Source organism: Paenibacillus sp. FSL R7-0198, from assembly GCF_038000415.1.
In the GTDB taxonomy this organism is placed as follows: domain Bacteria; phylum Bacillota; class Bacilli; order Paenibacillales; family Paenibacillaceae; genus Paenibacillus.
In genome coordinates this window covers 2127798-2151227 of record NZ_JBBOCB010000001.1, presented here as the reverse complement: position 1 = coordinate 2151227, position 23430 = coordinate 2127798, and the positions used below count along the sequence as shown (strand labels likewise).

Sequence of the window (23430 nt, the reverse complement as noted above, 5' to 3'; positions counted from 1 at the left end):
AACCAATGTTTGTAGATAAAGCGAAGATTTATGTAAAAGCCGGAGACGGAGGGGACGGAATTATTTCGTTCCGTCGTGAGAAGTATGTACCAAACGGCGGACCTGCAGGGGGCGATGGAGGCAGAGGAGCTGACATCATTTTCCGCGTGGATGAAGGTTTGCGTACGTTGATGGATTTTCGTTACCAGCGCCACTTCAAGGCCCCACGTGGTGAGAAGGGACGTAATAAAAGTCAGCATGGTGCAAATGCGGAGAACATGATTGTGCGCATTCCACCAGGAACTATCATCTTGGATGAAGACAGTGGAGAAGTACTGGCGGATATGACACGTCACGGTCAACAGGTTGTTATTGCACGTGGTGGTCGGGGCGGGCGGGGTAACATCCGATTTGCTACACCGAATAATCCTGCACCTGAACTTGCTGAGAACGGTGAAGAAGGACAAGAGCGTTACATCGTACTCGAACTGAAAGTTATGGCAGATGTTGGTCTGGTTGGTTTCCCGAGTGTCGGGAAATCCACATTGCTTTCTGTCGTTTCGTCAGCCAAGCCAAAGATCGGGGCATACCATTTCACAACCATTACACCGAATCTGGGTGTAGTCGGTGTAGGAGAAGGCCGAAGCTTTGTCATGGCCGATTTGCCTGGACTGATTGAAGGTGCGCATGAAGGAGTCGGACTGGGACATGAGTTCCTGCGTCATGTCGAGCGTACTCGCATTATTGTTCACGTTGTAGATATGTCGGGTTCGGAAGGACGCGATCCTTTTGAAGACTGGCAGAAAATCAATGACGAATTGAAGTTGTACAATCCGCTTCTCGCCGAGAGAACGCAAATTGTAGCAGCTAACAAGATGGATATGCCAGACTCTGAAGCGAACTTGGAGCAATTTTTACAGCAAGTTCGTGAGGTTCAACCTGATATTGAAGTGATGCCAATTTCATCCTTGACCCGGAAAGGGATTCAAGAACTTCTCTATCGTGCAGCTGATCTGCTGGATCAGGTTCCAGACGAGCGAGTGGTTGAAGAGGTAGCAGATGTATCTGAACGTAAAGTATACAGTCTGGACAAAAAAGAAGATGATGGTTTCAAAATTGTGCGTGAGAACGAAATGTTCGTTGTCGAAAGTGCCAAGATTGACCGCATGATGAAACGGATGCAATTGAACTCGCATGAAGCTATACTGAAACTCGCACGTACACTTCGTTATATGGGGGTGGACGCTGAGTTGCGTAAGCGCGGGGCTGTAGAAGGCACCATCGTGCGTATTGGAGACTTTGAATTCGAATTCGTGGAAGGCAGCAGTTACTATTAAGTAGCCGTCTTCCGTGGAGAGACAGATCGATATAGGAACGCAGAGAAGTGGGAAGTTGACCCGCAACTCTGCGTTTTTTTGTTTTTTCCTGACATGAGAGAGGGATAAACTTGTATACTGTGAGGAACGTATTTCAAAAAATAGGCGTGTCATGTATTGCCCTTTTGCCATAGATCCTATATAATGTCCACTATATGAATACATGAGTCTTTGAGGAGAGGACGTTCTGTGAACGAACGCTATTACTTAGTACGGGAAGATATTTTACCAGAGGCTGTGGTGAAGACCATGCAGGTAAAAGAACTACTGGCTTCTGGTGATGTTAAAACAGTGCATGAGGCGGTTGAACAGGTCGGATTAAGCCGGAGTGCCTTTTACAAGTACAAAGATGGAATTCATCTGATCAACCAGCTTGAGCGCGAGAGAATTGTAACGATCTCCATTGATCTGGAGCATCAGTCGGGTATCTTGTCACGTGTACTTGGACATGTAGCTGGTTATGGAGCTAATGTACTCACGATTAATCAGAGTATCCCGCTTCAAGGAAGAGCCAATGTTGTCATTTCGGTGGAAACGACACATCTTCATGGCGAAATCGGTGAAATGCTGGATCGAATGCAAGATATGCCTGGCGTAAGACGTACACGTATTGTAGGCCAAGGGTAATTAGGCTTTAACATACAGGACTGACGGACAAGAATAGACATTAGGGGGTAGATCGTTAGTGAAACCAGTAAAAGTCGGATTGTTGGGTCTGGGAACTGTCGGAACGGGAGTCGTTCGCATTGTGGAAGGGAATCAGGAGGATCTGAGCAGTCAGGTTGGATCGCCGATTGTCATCGAGAAGATCGCAGTGAAAAATACAGAGAAAGAACGTGTTATTGCTGTAGACCGTGCCAAGCTTACGGAAGATCCTTGGGAAGTCATTCGTCATCCGGATATTGATGTCATCGTTGAAGTCATGGGCGGTATTGATCAGACGAAGGAGTATATTCTTGAAGCGTTGGAACGTGGGAAGCATATCGTAACAGCAAACAAAGATCTCATGGCACTGCATGGTACAGAGATTTTGGCGAAGGCACAGGAAAAACAATGTGACGTGTTCTATGAGGCGAGTGTTGCTGGAGGGATTCCGATCATTCGTACGCTGATTGAAGGTTTCTCTTCTGACCGGATTACTCGCATTATGGGGATTGTGAACGGAACAACGAACTTTATTCTGACCAAAATGAGTCAGGAAGGTGCATCCTATGAAGAAGTACTGGCTGAAGCACAGGCTCTGGGATACGCTGAATCGGATCCAACTTCCGATGTGGAGGGACTTGACGCAGCTCGCAAAATGGCGATCTTGAGTACACTCGGTTTCCGCACCAATGTGGAGTTGAAGGATGTAACCGTTAAAGGAATATCCTCCGTAACTCGTGAAGACATTATGTATGCCAAAAGACTGGGCTATGAGATGAAGTTACTTGGTATTGCGGACCGTATTGGCGATGAGATCACGATCAGCGTTCAGCCGACAATGGTTAGACAAAATCACCCGATTGCTTCAGTCAACGGTGTATTCAACGCAGTATATGTACACGGTGAAGCTGTAGGGGAGACGATGTTCTACGGTGCAGGTGCGGGAGAACTCCCAACGGCAACTTCGGTTGTAGCTGACATTGTGGCGGTTACCAAAAACCTTAAACTTGGCGTGAACGGTCTCAAAGCCATTGTGCCTTATAAGACGAAGCGACTGCAAAGCGACGAGCAGATCGTGTCGAAAAACTTTATTTTACTACACGTAGACGATAAAGCCGGTGTATTGGCACAAATCACACAAATTTTCGCAGAGTATGATGTCAGTCTGGCGTCGGTTGTTCAACAGCCGAATGAGCACAACCCGGATGCCGAGATCATTATCGTTACTCATAATGCAAGCAAGGCAAGCATGGATAAAGTGTTAAAACATTTTGAATCACTCAGCGTCATTCGCCGCATTAAGAGTGTCTATCGGGTCGAAGGATAAATGTCCGTATCCCATACGGCATCTCAATTATTTCAGTTATAACGTACAAGTTAATCATATCCGGTTCAACAGGTCATCATTTCAGATTATTAAAACATAAAGGAGTTTACCCACAATGAGATATCAAGGACTTTTGCAAACGTACAGAGAGCACCTTCCAGTTAATGAAAATACACCCCTGCTTACGCTTCAGGAAGGAAATACACCGTTGATTCATGCAGAGAATCTGTCTGAGGAACTCGGATTGAATGTTTACTTCAAATACGAAGGTTTGAACCCTACGGGATCTTTCAAAGACCGCGGTATGGTTATGGCTGTTGCCAAAGCTATGGAAGAGGGCAGTCGTACGATCATGTGTGCATCCACAGGTAATACGTCAGCAGCTGCAGCTGCCTACGCCGCACGTGGTGGTCTCAATTGTATCGTACTGATTCCGAATAACAACATTGCACTGGGTAAACTGGCCCAAGCCATGATCTATGGAGCTAAGGTGATTGCGATCAATGGTAACTTTGACCGTGCACTGGAGATTGTGCGTGAGATCACAGCCAAACATCCGATCACGCTTGTAAACTCTGTGAATCCGTTCCGGATTGAAGGACAGAAGACAGCAGCGTTTGAAGTAATTGAACAACTTGGCGAAGCGCCTGACGTTCTGGCTATTCCAGTCGGTAATGCGGGAAATATCTCGGCTTACTGGAAAGGTTTCAAGGAATATAAAGAGGCAGGTAAATCCAACACGCTTCCACGTATGGTTGGTTTCGAAGCAGAAGGTGCGATGGCCATTGTCAAAGGTGAGCCGATCCTTGAACCTGAAACGGTAGCAACAGCAATTCGAATCGGTAATCCGGCGAGCTGGAAAACGGCAGTAGCTGCAGCTGAGGAATCTGGTGGACAGATCAACTATGTAACGGATGAACAAATCCTGACAGCGTATCGCACACTTGCTTCTCGTGAAGGAATTTTTGCTGAACCTGCTTCTGCGGCTTCCCTTGCCGGTGTATACAAACTGAAGAGTGAAGGGTACTTTAAAGGCGGAGAGACTGTAGTTTGTGTACTGACAGGTAATGGCCTGAAAGATCCTAATATTGCGATCAAAACAGTAGCGACTGAGCCACTTGTTGTTGAAGATACGGAAGAAGCAGTAATGGCCGCTATTGCACAACTGGAGCAGCAATCTGTATGAGTTTGCGTGAAAAGGTAACCGTAAAAATACCTGCAAGCACAGCCAATCTCGGTCCGGGGTTTGACACCCTGGGCATGGCATTGTCTTTGTACGCCTGGTTGGAAATGAAACCTGCCGAGCAGACGACATTTCATCTTCACGGCAATCATTTGACAGGCCTGCCTACAGACAAATCGAATTTGATTTACGAAGTGGCCCAGATGGTATTCGATGAAGCTGGTGTGTCCGTACCTGAATTGGAGATTTCCATGTATTCCGATATTCCGCTTACGCGGGGGCTCGGGAGTAGTGCATCGGCCATCGTTGGTGCATTGGCAGCAGCGAATGCATTAATTGGTGCTCCTTTATCCGATGCGAAGCTTCTGGATATGGCCACATCCCTTGAGAAGCATCCTGATAATGTGGGAGCATCTCTGTATGGCGGTATTATTACGGCTGCATGGAATGGTCAACAGGTAGATCATATACGTATTGAACCACACCAGGATCTGCAGGCTTTGGTTATTGTACCTGAATTCCAGCTGTCTACTTCAAAAGCAAGGAATGTCATTCCAGAGCAATTTGGCATGTCTGATGTGGTGCATAACATTAGCAGATCCTCACTGCTCGTTGCCGCTTTGGCGAGTGGACGACTGGATATGATTCAGAAGGCGATGTCAGATCGAATTCACCAACCATATCGGGCATCATTGGTGCCAGGCATGGCTGAGATATTGGAACATGCTGTCGATCATGGAGCGTTGGGAGCTGCCCTGAGCGGAGCTGGACCGACTGTATTGACTTTGGTAGATCGTCATGACACCCGGAAAGCGGGATTGGAACAATATTTGCTGGACACTATGGAGCGGGAGGGCATATCTGCTTCTGCACTGTGGCTCGATCCGGATTTGGACGGTGTAACCGTGCTGCCTGATCAAGACAAACGTCCTTTTCTGGACAGAATCAAAGGGGAAGTTAATGCATGAAACGAATTGCAGTATTACCTGAAGGCTCAGTCTCTCATGAGGCAATTGATTTCCTTTTCAACGGAGAACCATTAGATTTGCTTCATTCCAAGCTGATTTCGGACGTGTTTAGAGCAACGGATAGCGGGACTACACAATACAGTGTCATTCCGATTGAAAATACCATTGAGGGTTCCGTTAGTCTGCATATGGACTGGCTTGTGAATGAAGTCGACATTCCAATGCAAGCGGAGTGGGTATACCCATCCATCCAAAATGTCATTGGACATGGCTCGGAATTTAAGACGGAGAGCGGCGAGTATGATTTTAGTAAAATTACCAAGATCATGTCTCATCCTGTGGCTATTCCGCAGTGTCAGAATTTTATTCGGCTGCATTCGCCTGGGGCAAACCTTGAAGGTGTGAACAGTACAGCCGAAGCTGTAGAAATTGTGAAAAAAAATCCGGGTAAGGGCTGGGTAGCCATCGGTACCAAGCTTGCTGCTCAGAAGCATGGTCTGGACATTATGGCTGAACGGGTTACAGATCATGACAACAACTATACCCGTTTTGTGCTCATCGGCCATGAACCTGTGAACATTCCACGTGAACCGGATCATGTGAAAACCAGCTTGCTGGTGACGTTGCCAGAAGATGCACCGGGTGCGTTGCATCAGGTATTGTCGGCATTTGCCTGGCGGAAGCTGAATTTGACCCGACTTGAATCTCGTCCAACGAAGAAACAATTGGGCAGTTACTATTTCTACATTGACGTTGTGGAAACGGTGGATTCGGTATTGCTCACCGCAGCCATGGGGGAGATTGAGGCATTGAATTGTCAGGTGCGCGTTCTTGGTAGCTATCCTTGTTATACATATCCTTCGAGGTAATCGACCTTTATGCTGGTTGTGATTGTTAGAAGGTTGTCATAATTCTGGGTAGAGTGAACAAGTAAGGGCTTGTCATTTTGGTGTACAATGGACGGGTTAATAAACGTTTCGGAGTACAGTTAATGGATATTTTATGGAGGTGCAGTCATCGGTGGCAGAACAATGGATCTATTTGGATGGTCAGTATGTGACCAAAGAGAACGCAACCGTTTCGGTATATGATCATGGATTTTTGTATGGAGACGGGATTTTCGAAGGTATTCGGATCTATAACGGAAATATTTTCAGATGTAAGGCCCACTTGGATCGTTTGTATGATTCGGCGAAATCCATCAGTTTGAACATCCCGCTGTCCATTGATGAGATGCTGGAAGTCATGGCTGAAACGGTGCGCCGCAATGATATGCGTAATGGTTATATTCGTCTTATTGTATCGCGTGGCCCTGGTAACCTGGGGTTGGACCCGTTACGTTGCCCTAAGGCATCCGTAATTATTATCGTGGAGCAATTGGCGATCTATCCGGAGGAAGCGTATCTTACTGGATTGAAAGCCGTGTCCGTATCCCAACGCCGGAACATTCCGGACGCATTGAATCCAAAAATTAAATCGTTGAACTATCTGAATAACATCCTGGTTAAAATCCAGTCTAACTATTCAGGTGCTGGTGAAGCAATTATGCTGAACTCCCAAGGTTACGTAACTGAGGGTTCAAGTGATAACATCTTCATCATCAAAAATGGTGTAGTGTATACGCCGCCTTGTTATCTCGGAGCACTTGAAGGGATTACACGTCAAGCCATTATCGATCTATGTGGCGAACTGGAGCTTGAGTTGAAAGAAGTGCCATTCACCCTGCATGATGTGTATATCGCAGACGAAGTCTTTTTCACCGGGACAGCTGCGGAAGTTATCGCTGCATATGAAGTGGATGGAAGAACAATTGGCACGGGAGTAGCAGGTCCAGTAACGCTGAGACTGCTGGAAGCATTCCGTCAGATTGTTGACAAAGATGGATATAAAGTGTGGGAATCTTAAGTTAGAATTGCATAACATAGGGAACAGGAATCCTCCTTGTCCGATAAAATTCTGCATACCTGGTGTATGGGGATTTTAGAGACAGGAGGATTTTTTTTGTTTAGTTGATGTCATTAGCCCGGTTTCTGCATAGGATGTAGTAACGGTATGGGCGAATGTACTGCCCAAGTATGACGTCTAGGAGGTTAGTTCCCTGTGAAAATACACATGGTGAAAAAAGGCGACACATTATATCTGCTGTCCCAAAAATACAATGTAGCGCTGGACAAATTGATCGCGGCTAATCCGCAAATCACAAATCCCGACAAGTTGGATATTGGCATGAAGATCAAAATCCCTGCAGAACCAGTAACACCGAAGCCGGAGGGTGTGCTCCACAGTCACAAGGTGCAGCAAGGAGATTCGTTATGGAAGTTGGCACAAGCCTGGGGAGTTCCTTTAAAAGATATGATCAATGCCAATCCACAGTTGAAAAATCCGAACGCTCTGCTGGTGGGGGAGACAGTTTATATTCCATCTATGCACGCACAAGGAAACAGCACATCTAATTCGGGTGCCGGCAACATTGCTGCTCATGAAAAGTTGTCACCTGAAGGTAAGGAATACACGGGAGTCAAAGAACCGGAACCACCGGCGCCAGTTATGCCAACTCCTCCTGCTCCGGTAGCAGAGGTTCCTGTTCCAGTCCCTGTGCCTGCTCCACCACCAGCCAATACGGAGAAGCCGAATGTGAAGCCTGAACTGGAGGTACTGCCGCAGTTACCGGAGCTTCCTGAAGTGAAACCTGAAAAGGAAACGTACAAAAAAGAAGAGGTTAAACCCGAAGTTCATGTAAAACCGGTAGCAGAATCCAAGAAATACACAATGCCTAATCTTTCGCCTGAAATTATGCCTTTGCCTGTAATGCCTAATACAAAGTCTCCAACTGAGGTTGCACCAGCAACGAAAAAGCCTTGTGGTTGTGGTAATAAGTTGCATCATGCGCCAGCCGAGCACCCTTATGTTCAAATCCCGGTTCCTGTACAAGAGGTGTATGGTGCTCAGCAAGACATGTACACGGCAGGAGCGAGTAACAATGCGTCGTTTCCAGGGATTTCGGAAGTTAGTCCTTATAGTGGCACTGATCTGCCTAACAGTCCGTGGACTGGCGCAGAGCAGGGTTATAACCACAATAACGTTATGCCGAATCTGTCCGCAGACATGCAAAATAACTCATTTCCGATTGCGCCAGCTAGCGAAGTGAATAGTCCATTCCCGACGTATGTGGCGCCTAGTCATATGAATCATCAGCCGCCGTTCATATCTCCATACTCAATGCTTCCGTACCCTCCATGCGGATGTGGCTCACATACACATATGCCTCAGTATACTTATCCTTCTCATGGCTATCAGGATCCGGCTTGGAATATGTATGGTCCTTCGTACGGTATGCCGCCTGAAATGTCCACATCAACAATGCCAAACCAGCCAATAGAGTACGCTTATCAGAATCCGTACCCTACTCAGAACATGGTTCCGCCGTCCCCGCTTGGAGCATTTGGTGAAATGTATCCTCCTCAAGGGCAAGGCCAGGGTGGTAAAAAAGGGGGGCGTGAAGACGCTAACTTAAGCCAGGTAGCAATTGAAGAGGTAGGATCAGACTCGGAAGGGAAGTCCAAGCAAGCGGGGAATAAGCCGGCAGCTGGAAAACGCAGAACAAGCAAGGCTCCTCTGAAGAATAAATCCAAGGTATCCGTGTCCGGGAAAACATCCAGAGAGGGTGCGGCTACTTCCAACCAACGGAAATCCGATAAAAAGCGTCGTAATCCATGGATACAGAACTAACCTGAGGATTGCGATTGATGAATAAGTGAGGTACCTGTTATATAAGCGGGAAGCCAGCTCTGCAATAGAGAGCTGGCTTCCCGCTTACCTGAGTGAACATTGAGTTGCACACAACGGAGATATAGTTGCTCAGGAAATGATAGAAAGTATTTTATTAAGAAGTTATTGTAAACCCTTTCATAAATGTGTTAAAATATTTGTACCCTATGAGCATGACCTAATATGATAGGACAAGATAGGGAACGGATATGATAACTTTAGCTAATGTAAAACTACTAAAGAAAAGAAATGAAAAAAACTGTTGCATTACATTCAGCCGTATGATATATTATTTAAGTCGCCGCTGAAACACACGGCTGACACGGGAAACACAATAAATAACGAAACAAGTTTGATCTTTGAAAACTGAACAACGAGTGAGTAAACATTCTGCTTGCAGAATGAACGCGAAAGTTGAGACGAGCCTTGGCTTGAATCGACTGGAGCACAAATGAGATTTTTAATCTCGTCAGATTCAAAATGAGCTTATCGCTCTTTTCAATACTTTATTGGAGAGTTTGATCCTGGCTCAGGACGAACGCTGGCGGCATGCCTAATACATGCAAGTCGAGCGGACTTGATGAGAAGCTTGCTTCTCTGATGGTTAGCGGCGGACGGGTGAGTAACACGTAGGCAACCTGCCCTCAAGTTTGGGACAACTACCGGAAACGGTAGCTAATACCGAATAATTGTTTTCTTCGCCTGAAGGAAACTGGAAAGACGGAGCAATCTGTCACTTGGGGATGGGCCTGCGGCGCATTAGCTAGTTGGTGGGGTAACGGCTCACCAAGGCGACGATGCGTAGCCGACCTGAGAGGGTGATCGGCCACACTGGGACTGAGACACGGCCCAGACTCCTACGGGAGGCAGCAGTAGGGAATCTTCCGCAATGGGCGAAAGCCTGACGGAGCAATGCCGCGTGAGTGATGAAGGTTTTCGGATCGTAAAGCTCTGTTGCCAGGGAAGAACGCTTGGGAGAGTAACTGCTCTCAAGGTGACGGTACCTGAGAAGAAAGCCCCGGCTAACTACGTGCCAGCAGCCGCGGTAATACGTAGGGGGCAAGCGTTGTCCGGAATTATTGGGCGTAAAGCGCGCGCAGGCGGTCATTTAAGTCTGGTGTTTAATCCCGGGGCTCAACCCCGGATCGCACTGGAAACTGGGTGACTTGAGTGCAGAAGAGGAGAGTGGAATTCCACGTGTAGCGGTGAAATGCGTAGATATGTGGAGGAACACCAGTGGCGAAGGCGACTCTCTGGGCTGTAACTGACGCTGAGGCGCGAAAGCGTGGGGAGCAAACAGGATTAGATACCCTGGTAGTCCACGCCGTAAACGATGAGTGCTAGGTGTTAGGGGTTTCGATACCCTTGGTGCCGAAGTTAACACATTAAGCACTCCGCCTGGGGAGTACGGTCGCAAGACTGAAACTCAAAGGAATTGACGGGGACCCGCACAAGCAGTGGAGTATGTGGTTTAATTCGAAGCAACGCGAAGAACCTTACCAGGTCTTGACATCTGAATGACCGGTGCAGAGATGTACCTTTTCTTCGGAACATTCAAGACAGGTGGTGCATGGTTGTCGTCAGCTCGTGTCGTGAGATGTTGGGTTAAGTCCCGCAACGAGCGCAACCCTTATATTTAGTTGCCAGCACTTCGGGTGGGCACTCTAGATAGACTGCCGGTGACAAACCGGAGGAAGGTGGGGATGACGTCAAATCATCATGCCCCTTATGACCTGGGCTACACACGTACTACAATGGCCGGTACAACGGGCTGCGAAATCGCGAGATGGAGCCAATCCCAACAAAGCCGGTCTCAGTTCGGATTGCAGGCTGCAACTCGCCTGCATGAAGTCGGAATTGCTAGTAATCGCGGATCAGCATGCCGCGGTGAATACGTTCCCGGGTCTTGTACACACCGCCCGTCACACCACGAGAGTTTATAACACCCGAAGTCGGTGGGGTAACCGCAAGGAGCCAGCCGCCGAAGGTGGGATAGATGATTGGGGTGAAGTCGTAACAAGGTAGCCGTATCGGAAGGTGCGGCTGGATCACCTCCTTTCTATGGAGAATCGTTTCCTGCAACGGAAACATTCAAATACGCAGCTTAGCTGCACAAACTACTCACTCGTTGCTCAGTTTTGAGAGCTCAAACTCTCAAACAGCTTGCTTTTGCATGGAGCTTGTTCTTTGAAAACTAGATATCGAAACGAAACAAACGCGAATTAGAACATTCCTTTTTAGCTGAACTTGTGTTAAACAAGTTTCAATAAAAACGGTAGTCAAATTGCTTTTGTGATGGTATCGGGTGAGAGCGACTTTTGGCTTTGCGCAAGCAAACCAAGGGAAGCGAGCGACCGAAACCGGAACAAAATGGTTAAGCTACTAAGAGCACACGGAGGATGCCTAGGCGCTAGGAGCCGATGAAGGACGTGGCGAACAACGAAACTGCCTCGGGGAGCTGTAAGCAAGCTTTGATCCGGGGGTGTCCGAATGGGGAAACCCAGCTGGGGTAATTTCCAGTTACACCTAACTGAATACATAGGTTAGTGTGAGGCATACCAGGGGAACTGAAACATCTAAGTACCCTGAGGAAGAGAAAACAATAGTGATTCCGTCAGTAGCGGCGAGCGAACGCGGAGAAGCCCAAACCAGAGAGCTTGCTCTTTGGGGTTGTGGGACGTCTCACATGGAGTTACAAAGGAACCGGTTAAGCGAAGAGGTCTGGAAAGGCCCGCCAAAGAAGGTAAAAGCCCTGTAGTTGAAAGTCTGTTCCCTCCGAGACGGATCCCGAGTAGTGCGGGGCACGTGAAACCCCGTATGAATCCGGCAGGACCATCTGCCAAGGCTAAATACTTCCTAGCGACCGATAGTGAAGCAGTACCGTGAGGGAAAGGTGAAAAGCACCCCGGAAGGGGAGTGAAATAGAACCTGAAACCGTGTGCTTACAAAAAGTCAGAGCCCGTTTTAGGGGTGATGGCGTGCCTTTTGTAGAATGAACCGGCGAGTTACGTTCCCGTGCAAGGTTAAGGTGAAGAGCCGGAGCCGCAGCGAAAGCGAGTCTGAATAGGGCGACTTAGTACGTGGACGTAGACCCGAAACCGGGTGATCTACCCCTGTCCAGGGTGAAGGTGCGGTAACACGCACTGGAGGCCCGAACCCACGCATGTTGAAAAATGCGGGGATGAGGTGGGGGTAGCGGAGAAATTCCAATCGAACTCGGAGATAGCTGGTTCTCCCCGAAATAGCTTTAGGGCTAGCCTCGGAAAACAGAGTCGTGGAGGTAGAGCACTGATTGGGTGCGGGGCCCGCAAGGGTTACCAAGCTCAGTCAAACTCCGAATGCCATAGACTTACTTCCGGGAGTCAGACAGTGAGTGCTAAGATCCATTGTCAAAAGGGAAACAGCCCAGACCATCAGCTAAGGTCCCCAAGTGTGTGTTAAGTGGGAAAGGATGTGGAGTTGCACAGACAACCAGGATGTTGGCTTAGAAGCAGCCACCATTGAAAGAGTGCGTAATAGCTCACTGGTCGAGTGACTCTGCGCCGAAAATGTAACGGGGCTAAACACACCACCGAAGCTATGGCTTGATGCTTTGCATCAGGGGTAGGGGAGCGTTGTATAAGGGTTGAAGGTGTACCGTAAGGAGCGCTGGACATTATACAAGTGAGAATGCCGGTATGAGTAACGAAAAGATCAGTGAGAATCTGATCCGCCGAAAGCCTAAGGGTTCCTGAGGAAGGCTCGTCCGCTCAGGGTAAGTCGGGACCTAAGGCGAGGCCGAAAGGCGTAGTCGAAGGACAACAGGTCGAAATTCCTGTACCACCGTAAGCCGTTATGAGCAATGGGGGGACGCAGTAGGGTAGTGACGCGGACTGATGGATGTCCGTCTAAGCAGTAAGGCTGATGTGTAGGCAAATCCGCACATTGTAAGGCTGAGCTGTGATGGGGAGCGAAAATTATAGTAGCGAAGGTCATGATCTCACACTGCCAAGAAAAGCCTCTAGCCAGGTGAAGGTGCCCGTACCGCAAACCGACACAGGTAGGCGAGAAGAGTATTCTAAGGCGCGCGGAAGAACTCTCGTTAAGGAACTCGGCAAAATGACCCCGTAACTTCGGGAGAAGGGGTGCCCCGGTAGTGTGAATAGCACGAGGGGGCCGCAGTGAAAAGGCCCAAGCGACTGTTTAGCAAAAACACAGGTCTGTGCGAAGCCGTAAGGCGAAGTATACGGGCTGACGCCTGCCCGGTGCTGGAAGGTTAAGGGGAGTGGTTAGGAGCAATCCGAAGCTGTGAACCGAAGCCCCAGTAAACGGCGGCCGTAACTATAACGGTCCTAAGGTAGCGAAATTCCTTGTCAGGTAAATTCTGACCCGCACGAATGGCGTAACGACTTGGGCGCTGTCTCAACGAGAGATCCGGTGAAATTTTAATACCTGTGAAGATGCAGGTTACCCGCGACAAGACGGAAAGACCCCATGGAGCTTTACTGCAGCTTGATATTGAATTTGGGTACGATCTGTACAGGATAGGTGGGAGCCTTTGAAGCGTGAGCGCCAGCTTGCGTGGAGGCAACGTTGGGATACCACCCTGATCGTATCTAGGTTCTAACCTGGTACCGTAATCCGGTGCGGGGACAGTGTCAGGTGGGCAGTTTGACTGGGGCGGTCGCCTCCTAAAGAGTAACGGAGGCGCCCAAAGGTTCCCTCAGAATGGTTGGAAATCATTCGAAGAGTGCAAAGGCATAAGGGAGCTTGACTGCGAGACCTACAAGTCGAGCAGGGACGAAAGTCGGGCTTAGTGATCCGGTGGTACCGCATGGAAGGGCCATCGCTCAACGGATAAAAGCTACCCTGGGGATAACAGGCTTATCTCCCCCAAGAGTCCACATCGACGGGGAGGTTTGGCACCTCGATGTCGGCTCATCGCATCCTGGGGCTGAAGTAGGTCCCAAGGGTTGGGCTGTTCGCCCATTAAAGCGGTACGCGAGCTGGGTTCAGAACGTCGTGAGACAGTTCGGTCCCTATCTGTCGTGGGCGTAGGAAATTTGAGAGGAGCTGTCCTTAGTACGAGAGGACCGGGATGGACGTACCGCTGGTGTACCAGTTGTTCCGCCAGGAGCACCGCTGGGTAGCTATGTACGGACGGGATAAACGCTGAAAGCATCTAAGCGTGAAGCCCCCCTCAAGATGAGATTTCCCAGTATGTAAGACCCCTTGAAGACGACGAGGTAGATAGGCTGGGGGTGGAAGTGCAGCAATGCATGGAGCTGACCAGTACTAATCGGTCGAGGGCTTATCCAAATAGCAAGTTGTAATTCGCATGTTTCGTTTCGAATCTAGTTTTCAGAGAACGATCTCTGAAATGTAAGCTACGCGTTTGGTGGCGATGGCGGAGGGGTTCCACACGTACCCATCCCGAACACGACCGTTAAGCCCTCTAGCGCCGATGGTACTTGGACCGCAGGGTCCTGGGAGAGTAGGACGCCGCCAAGCGAACTCTTTCATCATACATAGAAAACAGGCTCTGCATGTTGATGTGGTACGATGAATTGCATTTGCCCTGCAAATGCATATTATTCCCTGATAGCTCAGTTGGTAGAGCACTCGACTGTTAATCGAGTTGTCACAGGTTCGAGCCCTGTTCGGGGAGCCAGTAAGGCCCGTTGGTCAAGGGGTTAAGACACCTCCCTTTCACGGAGGTAACAGGGGTTCGAATCCCCTACGGGTCATATAGATGGAGGCTTAGCTCAGCTGGGAGAGCATCTGCCTTACAAGCAGAGGGTCGGGGGTTCGATCCCCTCAGCCTCCACCATATAAACTTTATAACGACGCGGGGTGGAGCAGCCCGGTAGCTCGTCGGGCTCATAACCCGAAGGCCGCAGGTTCAAATCCTGCCCCCGCAATTATACTTTCCTTTGAGAAAGTGATCTGGAACCGTGGTGTAGTTGGCCTAACATGCCTGCCTGTCACGCAGGAGATCGCGGGTTCGAATCCCGTCGGTTCCGCCATTTTTATATTAATTTAATACCGTATGCGGAAGTGGCTCAGCGGTAGAGCATCGCCTTGCCAAGGCGAGGGTCGCGGGTTCGATTCCCGTCTTCCGCTCCATTATTTGCGCCCTTAGCTCAGCTGGATAGAGCGTTTGACTACGAATCAAAAGGCCGGGAGTTCGAATCTCTCAGGGCGCGCCATTATAACTTCAAATTTGCCGGCGTGGCGGAATGGCAGACGCGCTCGACTCAAAATCGAGTGGGAAACCGTGGAGGTTCGAGTCCTCTCGCCGGTATATATAACGGGATGTAGCTCAGCTTGGTAGAGCACCTGGTTTGGGACCAGGGGGTCGCATGTTCAAATCGTGTCATCCCGATCTCTAAAAACACTATCTATAATTAGATAGTGTTTTTTTTATATTTATCTATATAAGATTCTATAAATGCAGGTTCGATATTAACTATGACAAATTCTTTAAGCTAACACATGCGTGTTCCTTCTTCAGACAACAAGTTAGTTGTGCATAAAGCCTCAATCTTTAGGTCACAATAGGTTTAAAAAGTGATAGAAGGGGTTCATGTGAACACGTTTAACTTCAGAAAACAATTCAAGAGACGCTGGAGACGGTGGAAACGAACAGTATGGATGACGGCGGCTCTGCTTGCAGTTACGATATTGGCTTACAGCGGGTTGTCTATCTCATCGGCGATAGAGCGTTTGCTGACAACTAATTTTAGTGAGGCAACGAGTGTGATGGGCCCTGTTACGCAGGAAACAAGATCTGAACAGGAGATTCAGGCGTTAGTAGAGCAACTTGATTCTGATCCGGATCATTTAACAAGTGTGGTTTTGGAAACACAGTACATCTGCGGAGTGGAGACAGAGCAGTTAGGCAAGATGGCTAGACCGCAGTTGAAGATGCTTCTGGCTCAACATCCGGAATGGGATGCTACCGTTGGAACATCAGATGAGTTACATTTGAAGCAACGTGTAGATGACCTTTCACCGCTTTGTAAACAGCAGGCTTATATCAGCATAGATGCTGTAGGGAACCTTAATTTGTACGAGGGTAAGCCTGGAGAAGAGAAGGTTATTCGTACGTTCTTTCAATTGGATGTTGGGACGTTGGAAAGTTCTTTGCCTGAAGGGGTGTTGGAGCAATTGCAGCAGGGTATTCGGATTCAGGACAAGGATGAATATGATAGCGTGATCTCTACGTTCAGTGACTATGCCGTGGATGAAGATCATCATTTAATCCGCAATGGCGGTTAATCCAAACGTACTCACCTACAGTATTAAGATTGTGAAGTACTGAAACGATGGTGGCAATAGCAATAACATTGGTGGTTTACGTAACCAAGCGATAGAATCTAAAATACGTGGAATGTGGTGAAGGACATCGAAGAGATGTCCTTTTTGTCGTTTGAATTGAAATACATGAAACTACGTATAAACCTGTAAAAAATTCACGAATAAAGACGAGTAATCAGTTAGACAAAGTTTTTCCTGCCGCAGGGTCTATCTTTTGTTATAATGAAATGAACGATACATATGTTCGCTTTTGTGAGGGAGAGATGGTTTTGCGTTTTTTGGGAATTGACCCGGGGATTGCGATTGTTGGTTTTGGTTTTGTGGATAAAATCGGCAGTAAGGTAGTACCCGTACAATATGGATGTATTCAGACAGAAGCTCATACGCCTGAAGAGGAACGGTTGCTTCATGTATATGAAGGTATGGTGCAATTGATTGATAAATACAAACCGGACGCAGTAGCGCTGGAGAAACTTTTTTTCAATCGGAACGTTACAACAGCGATGTCAGTCAGTCAGGCTAGAGGAGTCATGGTACTCGCTGCGGCACAGAAGGGTTTGCCTATTGCAGAGTATACACCAATGCAGATCAAGCAGGCTGTCGTTGGGTACGGTAAAGCGGAGAAGAAGCAAGTACAGGAGATGGTCAAAATGTTCTTGCGTCTTCAGGTCGTTCCTAAACCGGATGACGTAGCGGATGCATTGGCTGTAGCCGTGTGCCACGCACACTCTTATACATTAAATTCCAAGTTGAATGAGGTATTGCGAAAATGATTGATTTTCTAAGAGGACAGTTCATTCATGTAGAGAATGATTATATTGTGCTGGATGTTCATGGTGTAGGGTATCGCGTATTCTGTCCGAATCCATTTGTGTTTGCCAAGCAAGAAGGCGAAATTACCGTGTACACTCACCATCATGTGCGTGAGGATGCGATGTTGCTGTTTGGATTTGTTACACGGGATGAGCAACGGTTGTTCCGTAAACTGATTGAAGTATCCGGTATCGGTCCAAAAGTGGCACTGGGCATACTCGCTGGAGGTACACCAGAACATGTGGTTACGGCGATTTATCAGGAGAATCTTACGTTCTTGACCAAATTGCCAGGCATCGGCAAGAAGACTGCACAACGCATGATTCTGGATCTCAAGGATAAGCTGGATAGTTTTGGCGCGGCAGCGTATGCAACGGGTTTGTTCGCTCCTCCATCGGAAGAGTCGGGAAGTGGTTCAGCCTGGGATGAGGCACGTGAAGGTCTCAAGGCACTTGGGTATACTGACAGTGAGCTTGATAAAGTATGGCTCAAAATGAAAAAGGATGTTACTACAGCGGATTCCGTTGATGTGTTAATGAAAAAGGCGCTGCAAATGCTGTTTACGGGATAATACAATTTGCATATTATAATATAGCTGTAGCCTGCAAAAAAAGGTAGGGATGAACATGGATGATCGGATTATTTCCGCGAACCTGATGATGGAGGACCAGAATGTTGAGTTGAGCCTTCGTCCCCGGTATCTGAATGAATATATCGGGCAGAATCAGGTGAAGGAAAATTTAAAGATATATATTGAAGCTGCCAAATTTCGTAATGAGGCATTGGATCACGTTTTGTTATATGGCCCACCTGGACTGGGTAAAACAACACTTGCCAACATTATTGCCAACGAATTGGGCGTTAACCTAAGAACTACGTCGGGCCCAGCCATTGAACGCCCGGGTGATCTTGCAGCATTGTTAACCAATCTGCAGGAAGGCGATGTCCTGTTTATTGATGAGATTCATCGTTTGCATCGTACGGTTGAAGAAGTCATGTACCCCGCTATGGAAGATTCGGCATTGGATATTATGATTGGTAAAGGTCCAAGTGCACGTTCTGTTCGGCTGGATCTGCCGCCATTCACTCTGATTGGGGCTACAACGCGTGCTGGCTTGCTGTCTGCTCCACTTCGAGACCGATTTGGTGTTATCAGTCGCTTGGAATTCTATACGGTTGATGAGCTGGCTTATATCGTCTCACGCTCTACCGAAATATTGGGTGTGGAGATTGTGGGAGATGCTGCGCAAGAGATTGCATTGCGCTCACGTGGGACACCGAGGATCGCGAACCGTTTGTTAAAACGAGTACGCGACTTTGCACAGGTGCGTGGTGATGGGATTATAACGCAGACACTCGCGGAAGAAGCGCTGCAACGTCTCCAGATTGATCCGCGTGGCCTCGATGAGATTGATCACAAGATGCTCAAATCGATGATTAATAGCTTCCGGGGAGGCCCGGTAGGGCTGGATACCATTGCTGCTACGATTGGTGAAGAAAGTCAGACGATAGAGGATGTCTATGAACCGTATCTGCTTCAGATTGGTATGATTCAGCGTACACCAAGGGGCAGGATCGTAACAGATCTCGCCTATCATCATTTGGGTCTACCTGTTCCACCAAGAGACGGGAAATAATCGAGCCTATTGAACATTCACCATAAACATTGAAATAATCACGTGTTAACCCGATATAAAAGTGAAGGAAATGCATGGAGAGGAGTCTGATTGTGGGAAAAGCAATACGAACGAAGAAGTGGAGTCGTCGATTGAAGGTACTGGCGGCAGCTCTTTTGACAGTGGGTTGTTTGCAAGTGCCTGCGTATGCAGCAGCAAATGATGGACAGACGATCCGGGTAGCCATGTTTGCAAATCTGGGTAGTACGTATAAATCAACTACACCACTCATTACGCTTGAATCGACGGGACAATGGAGCATCCAATCGGAGAGTGGCGCAAATGTAAGCCTTCCGGCAGGACAAGTCCGTTTCAGTGCAGATGGATTCCGAGTGAAGGTGTTGGAAACAGCGGACTTTAAGGCAGCATCTGCAGCAGCAAAATTGTTGCAGGCAACCGCAGATAAACCGTTGCTGTTCACAACGTCTGTGAATGGAAATGCCATTTACCAGCTCTACACAGGCAACTATGCAACGGAGGCACTGGCAGGACAAGCTGTTACACGAGTACAAAAGGTAGCGGCAGCTCAATTGGCTGGTCAAAAGCCAGCTGTAACAGGAAGTAAACGCCTGTCTGCTGGAACCTATGGTTCGATTCAGGAAGCAGAGGCAGCACAAGCCAACCTTTTATCAGCAGGAGTTAGTAGTGTCTATCCAGTTCTTCAACTGAGTGGAGGAAGCCAAGCATATGCGGTATGGGTGGGTGAAGCTTCAACGGATGCGGAATTAACTGCATTGAAGAACAGTGTGGAAGCCAAAGCTCCAGGGGTAAGCCTTTCACCTGTCAACAATAGTGCAGGACTCATCATCCGCCAGGATGCAGGATTAAGTACGGATGCACTCAAAACAGCTCCGCATTACACCATTGCAGGTACTGATTCCAAAGCATTGGTACAAGGAAATAGCAATGGTATCAAAGTAGTGGAACGTTCCCAGCGAACGTATCGTGGAGATATGGAAATCAGCATCGTGAGCGGTGATCTGGCGTTGGTCAATGTCGTTCCGCTGGAACAATACCTGTACTCTGTCGTAGGGGCAGAGGTGTATTCCTCCTGGCCTGCTGAGGCTCTGAAAGTTCAAGCTGTAGCTGCTCGTTCCTACGCGCTTCAACAGGGTGAACGTTTCAAAATTGCAAATGTTGTGGATACAACGCTCAGCCAAGCCTATAACGGGATTGGTTCGGAGAACGATAAAGTAACCAGCGCAGTGGATGCAACTGCTGGAGAAGTGGTCAAGAGCGGTGGGAAAATCATCGAAGCTGTATTCTCCTCCAATGCGGGCGGCCAGACGGCTCATCCTTCTGAGGTATGGAACGGTGGAGCAGGTGTGTTCACCAATGTAGTTAGCTCGGGGGATACATCAGCCCAGGCAGGATTACATACGTGGTATCATGTGCTGCTCAGCTCAGGCGTTAGTGGGTACATTCGTGAGGATAACATCAAAGAATTAACGACCAAGACCAATGCAGGACTGGCTAAAGTGACGGTAACAGCTCAGAATACCAATGTGCGTGCCATTCCGTTAATTCAATCCACCGTTGAACCTGTAGCTAAAATGAATCCAGGCAACGAAGCTGTTGTACTGGCAAAAGTAGCTCAATCCAATGATTATGCTTGGGTGAGAGGACCTTTCACGTCTGCACAGTTGGTTAAATCCCTTCAAGGTAAAACAACAGCGTCTGTTCCTGCTTCCATCTCAACCTTGGAAGTGACCAAGCGTGGACCTTCCGGAAGAGCACTTGAAGTCACTGCCAACGGACAGGCTATGACGGTGAAATATGCCGATACATACCGCTCTGCACTAGGTGGATTACCGAGCACTTTATTTGATATTGCAGGGACCGGAAGTTATACTGTATTAGGCGCTGACGGCAAAACAGCCAGTAAAACCGGCTCAAATGGTGCCTCTGTATTGTCTTCTTCTGGCACAGGAACGTCATCCGGTAATGCACTTGTAGTTATGAGTGGTGATGGTCAAGCCAGAGCGGTAACGCAGGGTCAGACCTACATGTTCATCGGTCAGGGCAATGGCCACGGATTGGGCTTGTCCCAATGGGGAGCCAAAGGCATGGCAGATGAAGGGTATGATTACCAGGCAATATTGAAACACTATTATCAAAATGCGACTATTGTTAAGGAATGAAACTAAAATGAATGTGAACTTATATGATTTTGAATTACCAGAGCAATTGATAGCACAGACGCCGTTGCTTGATCGCACGGCATCCCGTTTGCTCACCTTGAACAAAGATAGTGGTGAGATTAATCATCAAACGTTTCCCGATATTATCGATTTTCTGAATCCCGGCGATACATTGATTCTGAATGACACACGTGTTCTTCCAGCCCGTCTGTTCGGTACAAAGGAAGATACCGGAGCAAAAGCGGAAGTGTTATTGCTCAAAAATGTGGAAGGCGACAAGTGGGAAGCACTGGTTAAGCCGGGGAAAAAGCTGAAAGCCGGTTCGGTGATCGTATTTGGCGATGAACTGAAGGCAATCATTGAAGAAGAAGGCGAGATGGGGGCACGTACACTTACGTTTACGTATGATGGAATCTTTCAGGAGATTCTGGACCGTCTGGGTGAGATGCCGTTGCCACCTTATATCAAAGAGACATTGGATGACCGTGAACGTTATCAGACCGTGTATGCCAAGCATGAAGGATCAGCGGCTGCACCTACAGCAGGATTACATTTTACGGATGAGTTGCTGGACCAAATTCGTGCCAAGGGCGTTAATGTTGCCTTCATTACGCTGCATGTAGGACTGGGAACGTTCAGACCTATGTCGGTTGACGTTGTTGAAGATCATGTCATGCATGAGGAGTATTACTCCTTGTCACAAGAAACGGCAGATCTGATTAACCAGACCAAAAAGAATGGACACCGTGTTTTTGCGGTTGGGACAACGAGCTGCCGGACTTTGGAAACGGTAGGCAGCAAATTTGAAAATGGAATACTGCAAGCGAGCAGCGGATGGACCAGCATTTTCATCTATCCAGGCTATTCCTTCAAAGTAATTGATGGGATGCTTACGAATTTTCATCTCCCGAAATCCACGTTGGTTATGTTGGTTAGTGCACTAGCAGGCAGGGAACATATTATGCAGGCATATGAGGAAGCCATCCAAGAGAAATACCGGTTCTTCAGCTTCGGCGATGCCATGTTGATATATTAGAATAACGATTAACTTTTAGAGGATGATTAAAACCAATGGCAGCAATTACGTATGAACATATCAAAACTTGCAAACAATCCGGTGCACGTCTGGGACGTGTACATACACCTCACGGTATTATTGAGACACCAACCTTTATGCCTGTAGGTACACAGGCGACTGTCAAAACAATGAGCCCTGAAGAGTTGAAAGAAATGGATGCTCAGATTATTTTGAGTAATACCTATCACCTGTTTCTGAGACCAGGACATGAAATCATCCGTGAAGCTGGCGGATTGCACAAATTCATGAACTGGGATCGTCCAATCCTGACGGACAGCGGTGGATTCCAAGTGTTTTCTCTTAGCGAGATGCGCAAAATTACGGAAGAAGGCGTTAACTTCCGCTCCCACTTGAATGGAGACAAGAAGTTCCTTTCACCTGAAGTGGCCATGGAAATCCAGAATGCACTTGGGTCCGATATTATGATGGCGTTTGATGAATGCCCACCGTATCCGGCTGAATATGAATATGTCAAAAAATCACTCGAAAGAACGAGCCGCTGGGCAGAACGTTGTCTTGAAAGTCACGCTCGTCCGCATGACCAAGGTCTGTTTGCCATCGTACAGGGAGGCATGCATGAAGATCTTCGCCGTCAGAGCGCCGCAGATTTGACTTCCATGGATTTCCCGGGGTATGCTATTGGTGGACTGAGTGTTGGAGAACCGAAACATTTGATGTATGGTGTATTGGATTACACGTTACCTTTGTTGCCATCCAATAAACCACGTTATTTGATGGGGGTAGGTTCGCCCGATGCGTTGATTGAGGGATCTATTCGTGGAGTGGACATGTTCGACTGTGTTCTGCCAACTCGGATTGCCCGTAACGGAACAACAATGACCAGCCAAGGACGTCTGGTAGTTCGCAATGCCAAGTTTGCAACTGATTTTGGGCCACTTGATCCTGAATGTGATTGCTACACTTGTCGCAACTATTCCAGAGCTTATCTGCGTCATTTGATCAAAGCAGATGAAACATTTGGCCTGCGTTTGACAACGATCCATAATCTTCATTTCTTGCAGAATTTGATGCGTAATGTACGTAAAGCCATTATGGAAGATCGTTTGCTTGATTTCCGGGATGAATTTTTCGATCAATATGGTCTTCATGACAATGACAAAGGTTTCTGATTGAGTTTTTGAGGAAACTGGCGTAACAAGCAATATCTGTATGTATA

The 23430-nt window shown here is 47.8% G+C and carries 15 protein-coding genes, 9 tRNA genes and 3 rRNA genes; all 27 read left to right on the top strand.

The genetic code is table 11. From position 1 onward, the window contains the following. The first annotated feature begins 5 nt into the window (after positions 1-5). Complete coding sequence (gene obgE / locus MKY87_RS09230) at positions 6-1316, top strand: GTPase ObgE (protein ID WP_076216952.1); 1311 nt, start codon at positions 6-8, stop codon at positions 1314-1316. 228 nt (positions 1317-1544) lie between these two features. Then, complete coding sequence (locus MKY87_RS09225) at positions 1545-1982, top strand: ACT domain-containing protein (RefSeq protein WP_017692625.1); 438 nt, start codon at positions 1545-1547, stop codon at positions 1980-1982. A gap of 58 nt (positions 1983-2040) precedes the next feature. After that, positions 2041-3327: a homoserine dehydrogenase gene (locus MKY87_RS09220; RefSeq protein ID WP_133387123.1), complete on the top strand. Its 1287-nt coding sequence runs from the start codon at positions 2041-2043 to the stop codon at positions 3325-3327. Between the two features lie 115 nt (positions 3328-3442). Then, positions 3443-4513: a threonine synthase gene (thrC, locus tag MKY87_RS09215; RefSeq protein WP_036605915.1), complete on the top strand. Its 1071-nt coding sequence runs from the start codon at positions 3443-3445 to the stop codon at positions 4511-4513. After that, the gene (thrB, locus tag MKY87_RS09210; protein ID WP_340964085.1) at positions 4510-5478 is read left to right on the top strand and encodes a homoserine kinase; all 969 of its coding nucleotides are present in this window, start codon (positions 4510-4512) and stop codon (positions 5476-5478) included. Before thrC ends, thrB begins: the two co-directional genes overlap by 4 nt. Further along, positions 5475-6347 carry a prephenate dehydratase gene (gene pheA / locus MKY87_RS09205; protein ID WP_339310536.1) on the top strand — a complete coding sequence of 291 codons (873 nt, stop codon included), beginning with the start codon at positions 5475-5477 and terminating at the stop codon, positions 6345-6347. Before thrB ends, pheA begins: the two co-directional genes overlap by 4 nt. 151 nt (positions 6348-6498) lie before the next feature. Beyond that, positions 6499-7383 (top strand): branched-chain-amino-acid transaminase, encoded by an 885-nt coding sequence (gene ilvE, locus MKY87_RS09200; RefSeq protein WP_017692630.1) that lies wholly within the window; start codon positions 6499-6501, stop codon positions 7381-7383. Positions 7384-7578: 195 nt separating this feature from the next. Beyond that, positions 7579-9207, top strand: coding sequence for a LysM peptidoglycan-binding domain-containing protein (locus MKY87_RS09195; protein WP_339789366.1), 1629 nt, complete (start codon positions 7579-7581; stop codon positions 9205-9207). A gap of 545 nt (positions 9208-9752) precedes the next feature. After that, positions 9753-11305 (top strand): 16S ribosomal RNA (locus tag MKY87_RS09190). Between the two features lie 313 nt (positions 11306-11618). Then, positions 11619-14544 (top strand): 23S ribosomal RNA (locus MKY87_RS09185). Between the two features lie 75 nt (positions 14545-14619). After that, positions 14620-14736, top strand: a 5S ribosomal RNA gene (gene rrf / locus MKY87_RS09180). The 16S, 23S and 5S rRNA genes sit together here with 9 tRNA genes alongside, the layout of an rRNA operon. A gap of 84 nt (positions 14737-14820) precedes the next feature. Beyond that, positions 14821-14896 (top strand) — tRNA-Asn (locus MKY87_RS09175). Between the two features lie 4 nt (positions 14897-14900). Further along, positions 14901-14972: transfer RNA gene (locus tag MKY87_RS09170), tRNA-Glu, on the top strand. Between the two features lie 7 nt (positions 14973-14979). Further along, a tRNA-Val gene (locus MKY87_RS09165) sits at positions 14980-15055 on the top strand. A gap of 17 nt (positions 15056-15072) precedes the next feature. Next, positions 15073-15146 (top strand) — tRNA-Met (locus MKY87_RS09160). A gap of 27 nt (positions 15147-15173) precedes the next feature. After that, positions 15174-15251 (top strand) — tRNA-Asp (locus tag MKY87_RS09155). Positions 15252-15276: 25 nt separating this feature from the next. Continuing rightward, a tRNA-Gly gene (locus MKY87_RS09150) sits at positions 15277-15351 on the top strand. Between the two features lie 6 nt (positions 15352-15357). After that, a tRNA-Arg gene (locus MKY87_RS09145) sits at positions 15358-15434 on the top strand. 16 nt (positions 15435-15450) lie between these two features. Further along, a tRNA-Leu gene (locus MKY87_RS09140) sits at positions 15451-15529 on the top strand. Between the two features lie 7 nt (positions 15530-15536). Then, positions 15537-15610: transfer RNA gene (locus tag MKY87_RS09135), tRNA-Pro, on the top strand. Between the two features lie 203 nt (positions 15611-15813). Then, positions 15814-16506: a BofC C-terminal domain-containing protein gene (locus MKY87_RS09130; RefSeq protein WP_340964082.1), complete on the top strand. Its 693-nt coding sequence runs from the start codon at positions 15814-15816 to the stop codon at positions 16504-16506. A gap of 308 nt (positions 16507-16814) precedes the next feature. Then, on the top strand, positions 16815-17318 hold the full coding sequence (gene ruvC, locus MKY87_RS09125; protein WP_017686765.1) for a crossover junction endodeoxyribonuclease RuvC: 504 nt from the start codon (positions 16815-16817) through the stop codon (positions 17316-17318). Continuing rightward, entirely contained in the window at positions 17315-17929 is a 615-nt protein-coding gene (ruvA, locus tag MKY87_RS09120) for a Holliday junction branch migration protein RuvA (RefSeq protein WP_338588354.1), read from the top strand. The genes ruvC and ruvA overlap by 4 nt, the downstream gene beginning before the upstream one ends. A 55-nt stretch (positions 17930-17984) precedes the next feature. Continuing rightward, entirely contained in the window at positions 17985-18995 is a 1011-nt protein-coding gene (gene ruvB, locus MKY87_RS09115; RefSeq protein WP_091020485.1) for a Holliday junction branch migration DNA helicase RuvB, read from the top strand. 92 nt (positions 18996-19087) lie between these two features. After that, positions 19088-21175 carry a SpoIID/LytB domain-containing protein gene (locus MKY87_RS09110; protein ID WP_339789372.1) on the top strand — a complete coding sequence of 696 codons (2088 nt, stop codon included), beginning with the start codon at positions 19088-19090 and terminating at the stop codon, positions 21173-21175. Between the two features lie 7 nt (positions 21176-21182). Then, complete coding sequence (queA, locus tag MKY87_RS09105; RefSeq protein ID WP_340964077.1) at positions 21183-22211, top strand: tRNA preQ1(34) S-adenosylmethionine ribosyltransferase-isomerase QueA; 1029 nt, start codon at positions 21183-21185, stop codon at positions 22209-22211. A 35-nt stretch (positions 22212-22246) separates the two neighbouring features. Beyond that, the gene (tgt, locus tag MKY87_RS09100) at positions 22247-23383 is read left to right on the top strand and encodes a tRNA guanosine(34) transglycosylase Tgt (RefSeq protein WP_036616872.1); all 1137 of its coding nucleotides are present in this window, start codon (positions 22247-22249) and stop codon (positions 23381-23383) included. The last annotated feature ends 47 nt before the right edge of the window (positions 23384-23430 follow it).

Coding starts and splice junctions, on each gene's coding strand:
- obgE (WP_076216952.1), top strand. CDS start 6: ATGTTTGTAGATAAAGCGAAGATTTATGTAAAAGCCGGAGACGGAGGG.
- thrC (WP_036605915.1), top strand. CDS start 3,443: ATGAGATATCAAGGACTTTTGCAAACGTACAGAGAGCACCTTCCAGTT.
- thrB (WP_340964085.1), top strand. CDS start 4,510: ATGAGTTTGCGTGAAAAGGTAACCGTAAAAATACCTGCAAGCACAGCC.
- pheA (WP_339310536.1), top strand. CDS start 5,475: ATGAAACGAATTGCAGTATTACCTGAAGGCTCAGTCTCTCATGAGGCA.
- ruvA (WP_338588354.1), top strand. CDS start 17,315: ATGATTGATTTTCTAAGAGGACAGTTCATTCATGTAGAGAATGATTAT.
- ruvB (WP_091020485.1), top strand. CDS start 17,985: ATGGATGATCGGATTATTTCCGCGAACCTGATGATGGAGGACCAGAAT.
- queA (WP_340964077.1), top strand. CDS start 21,183: ATGAATGTGAACTTATATGATTTTGAATTACCAGAGCAATTGATAGCA.
- tgt (WP_036616872.1), top strand. CDS start 22,247: ATGGCAGCAATTACGTATGAACATATCAAAACTTGCAAACAATCCGGT.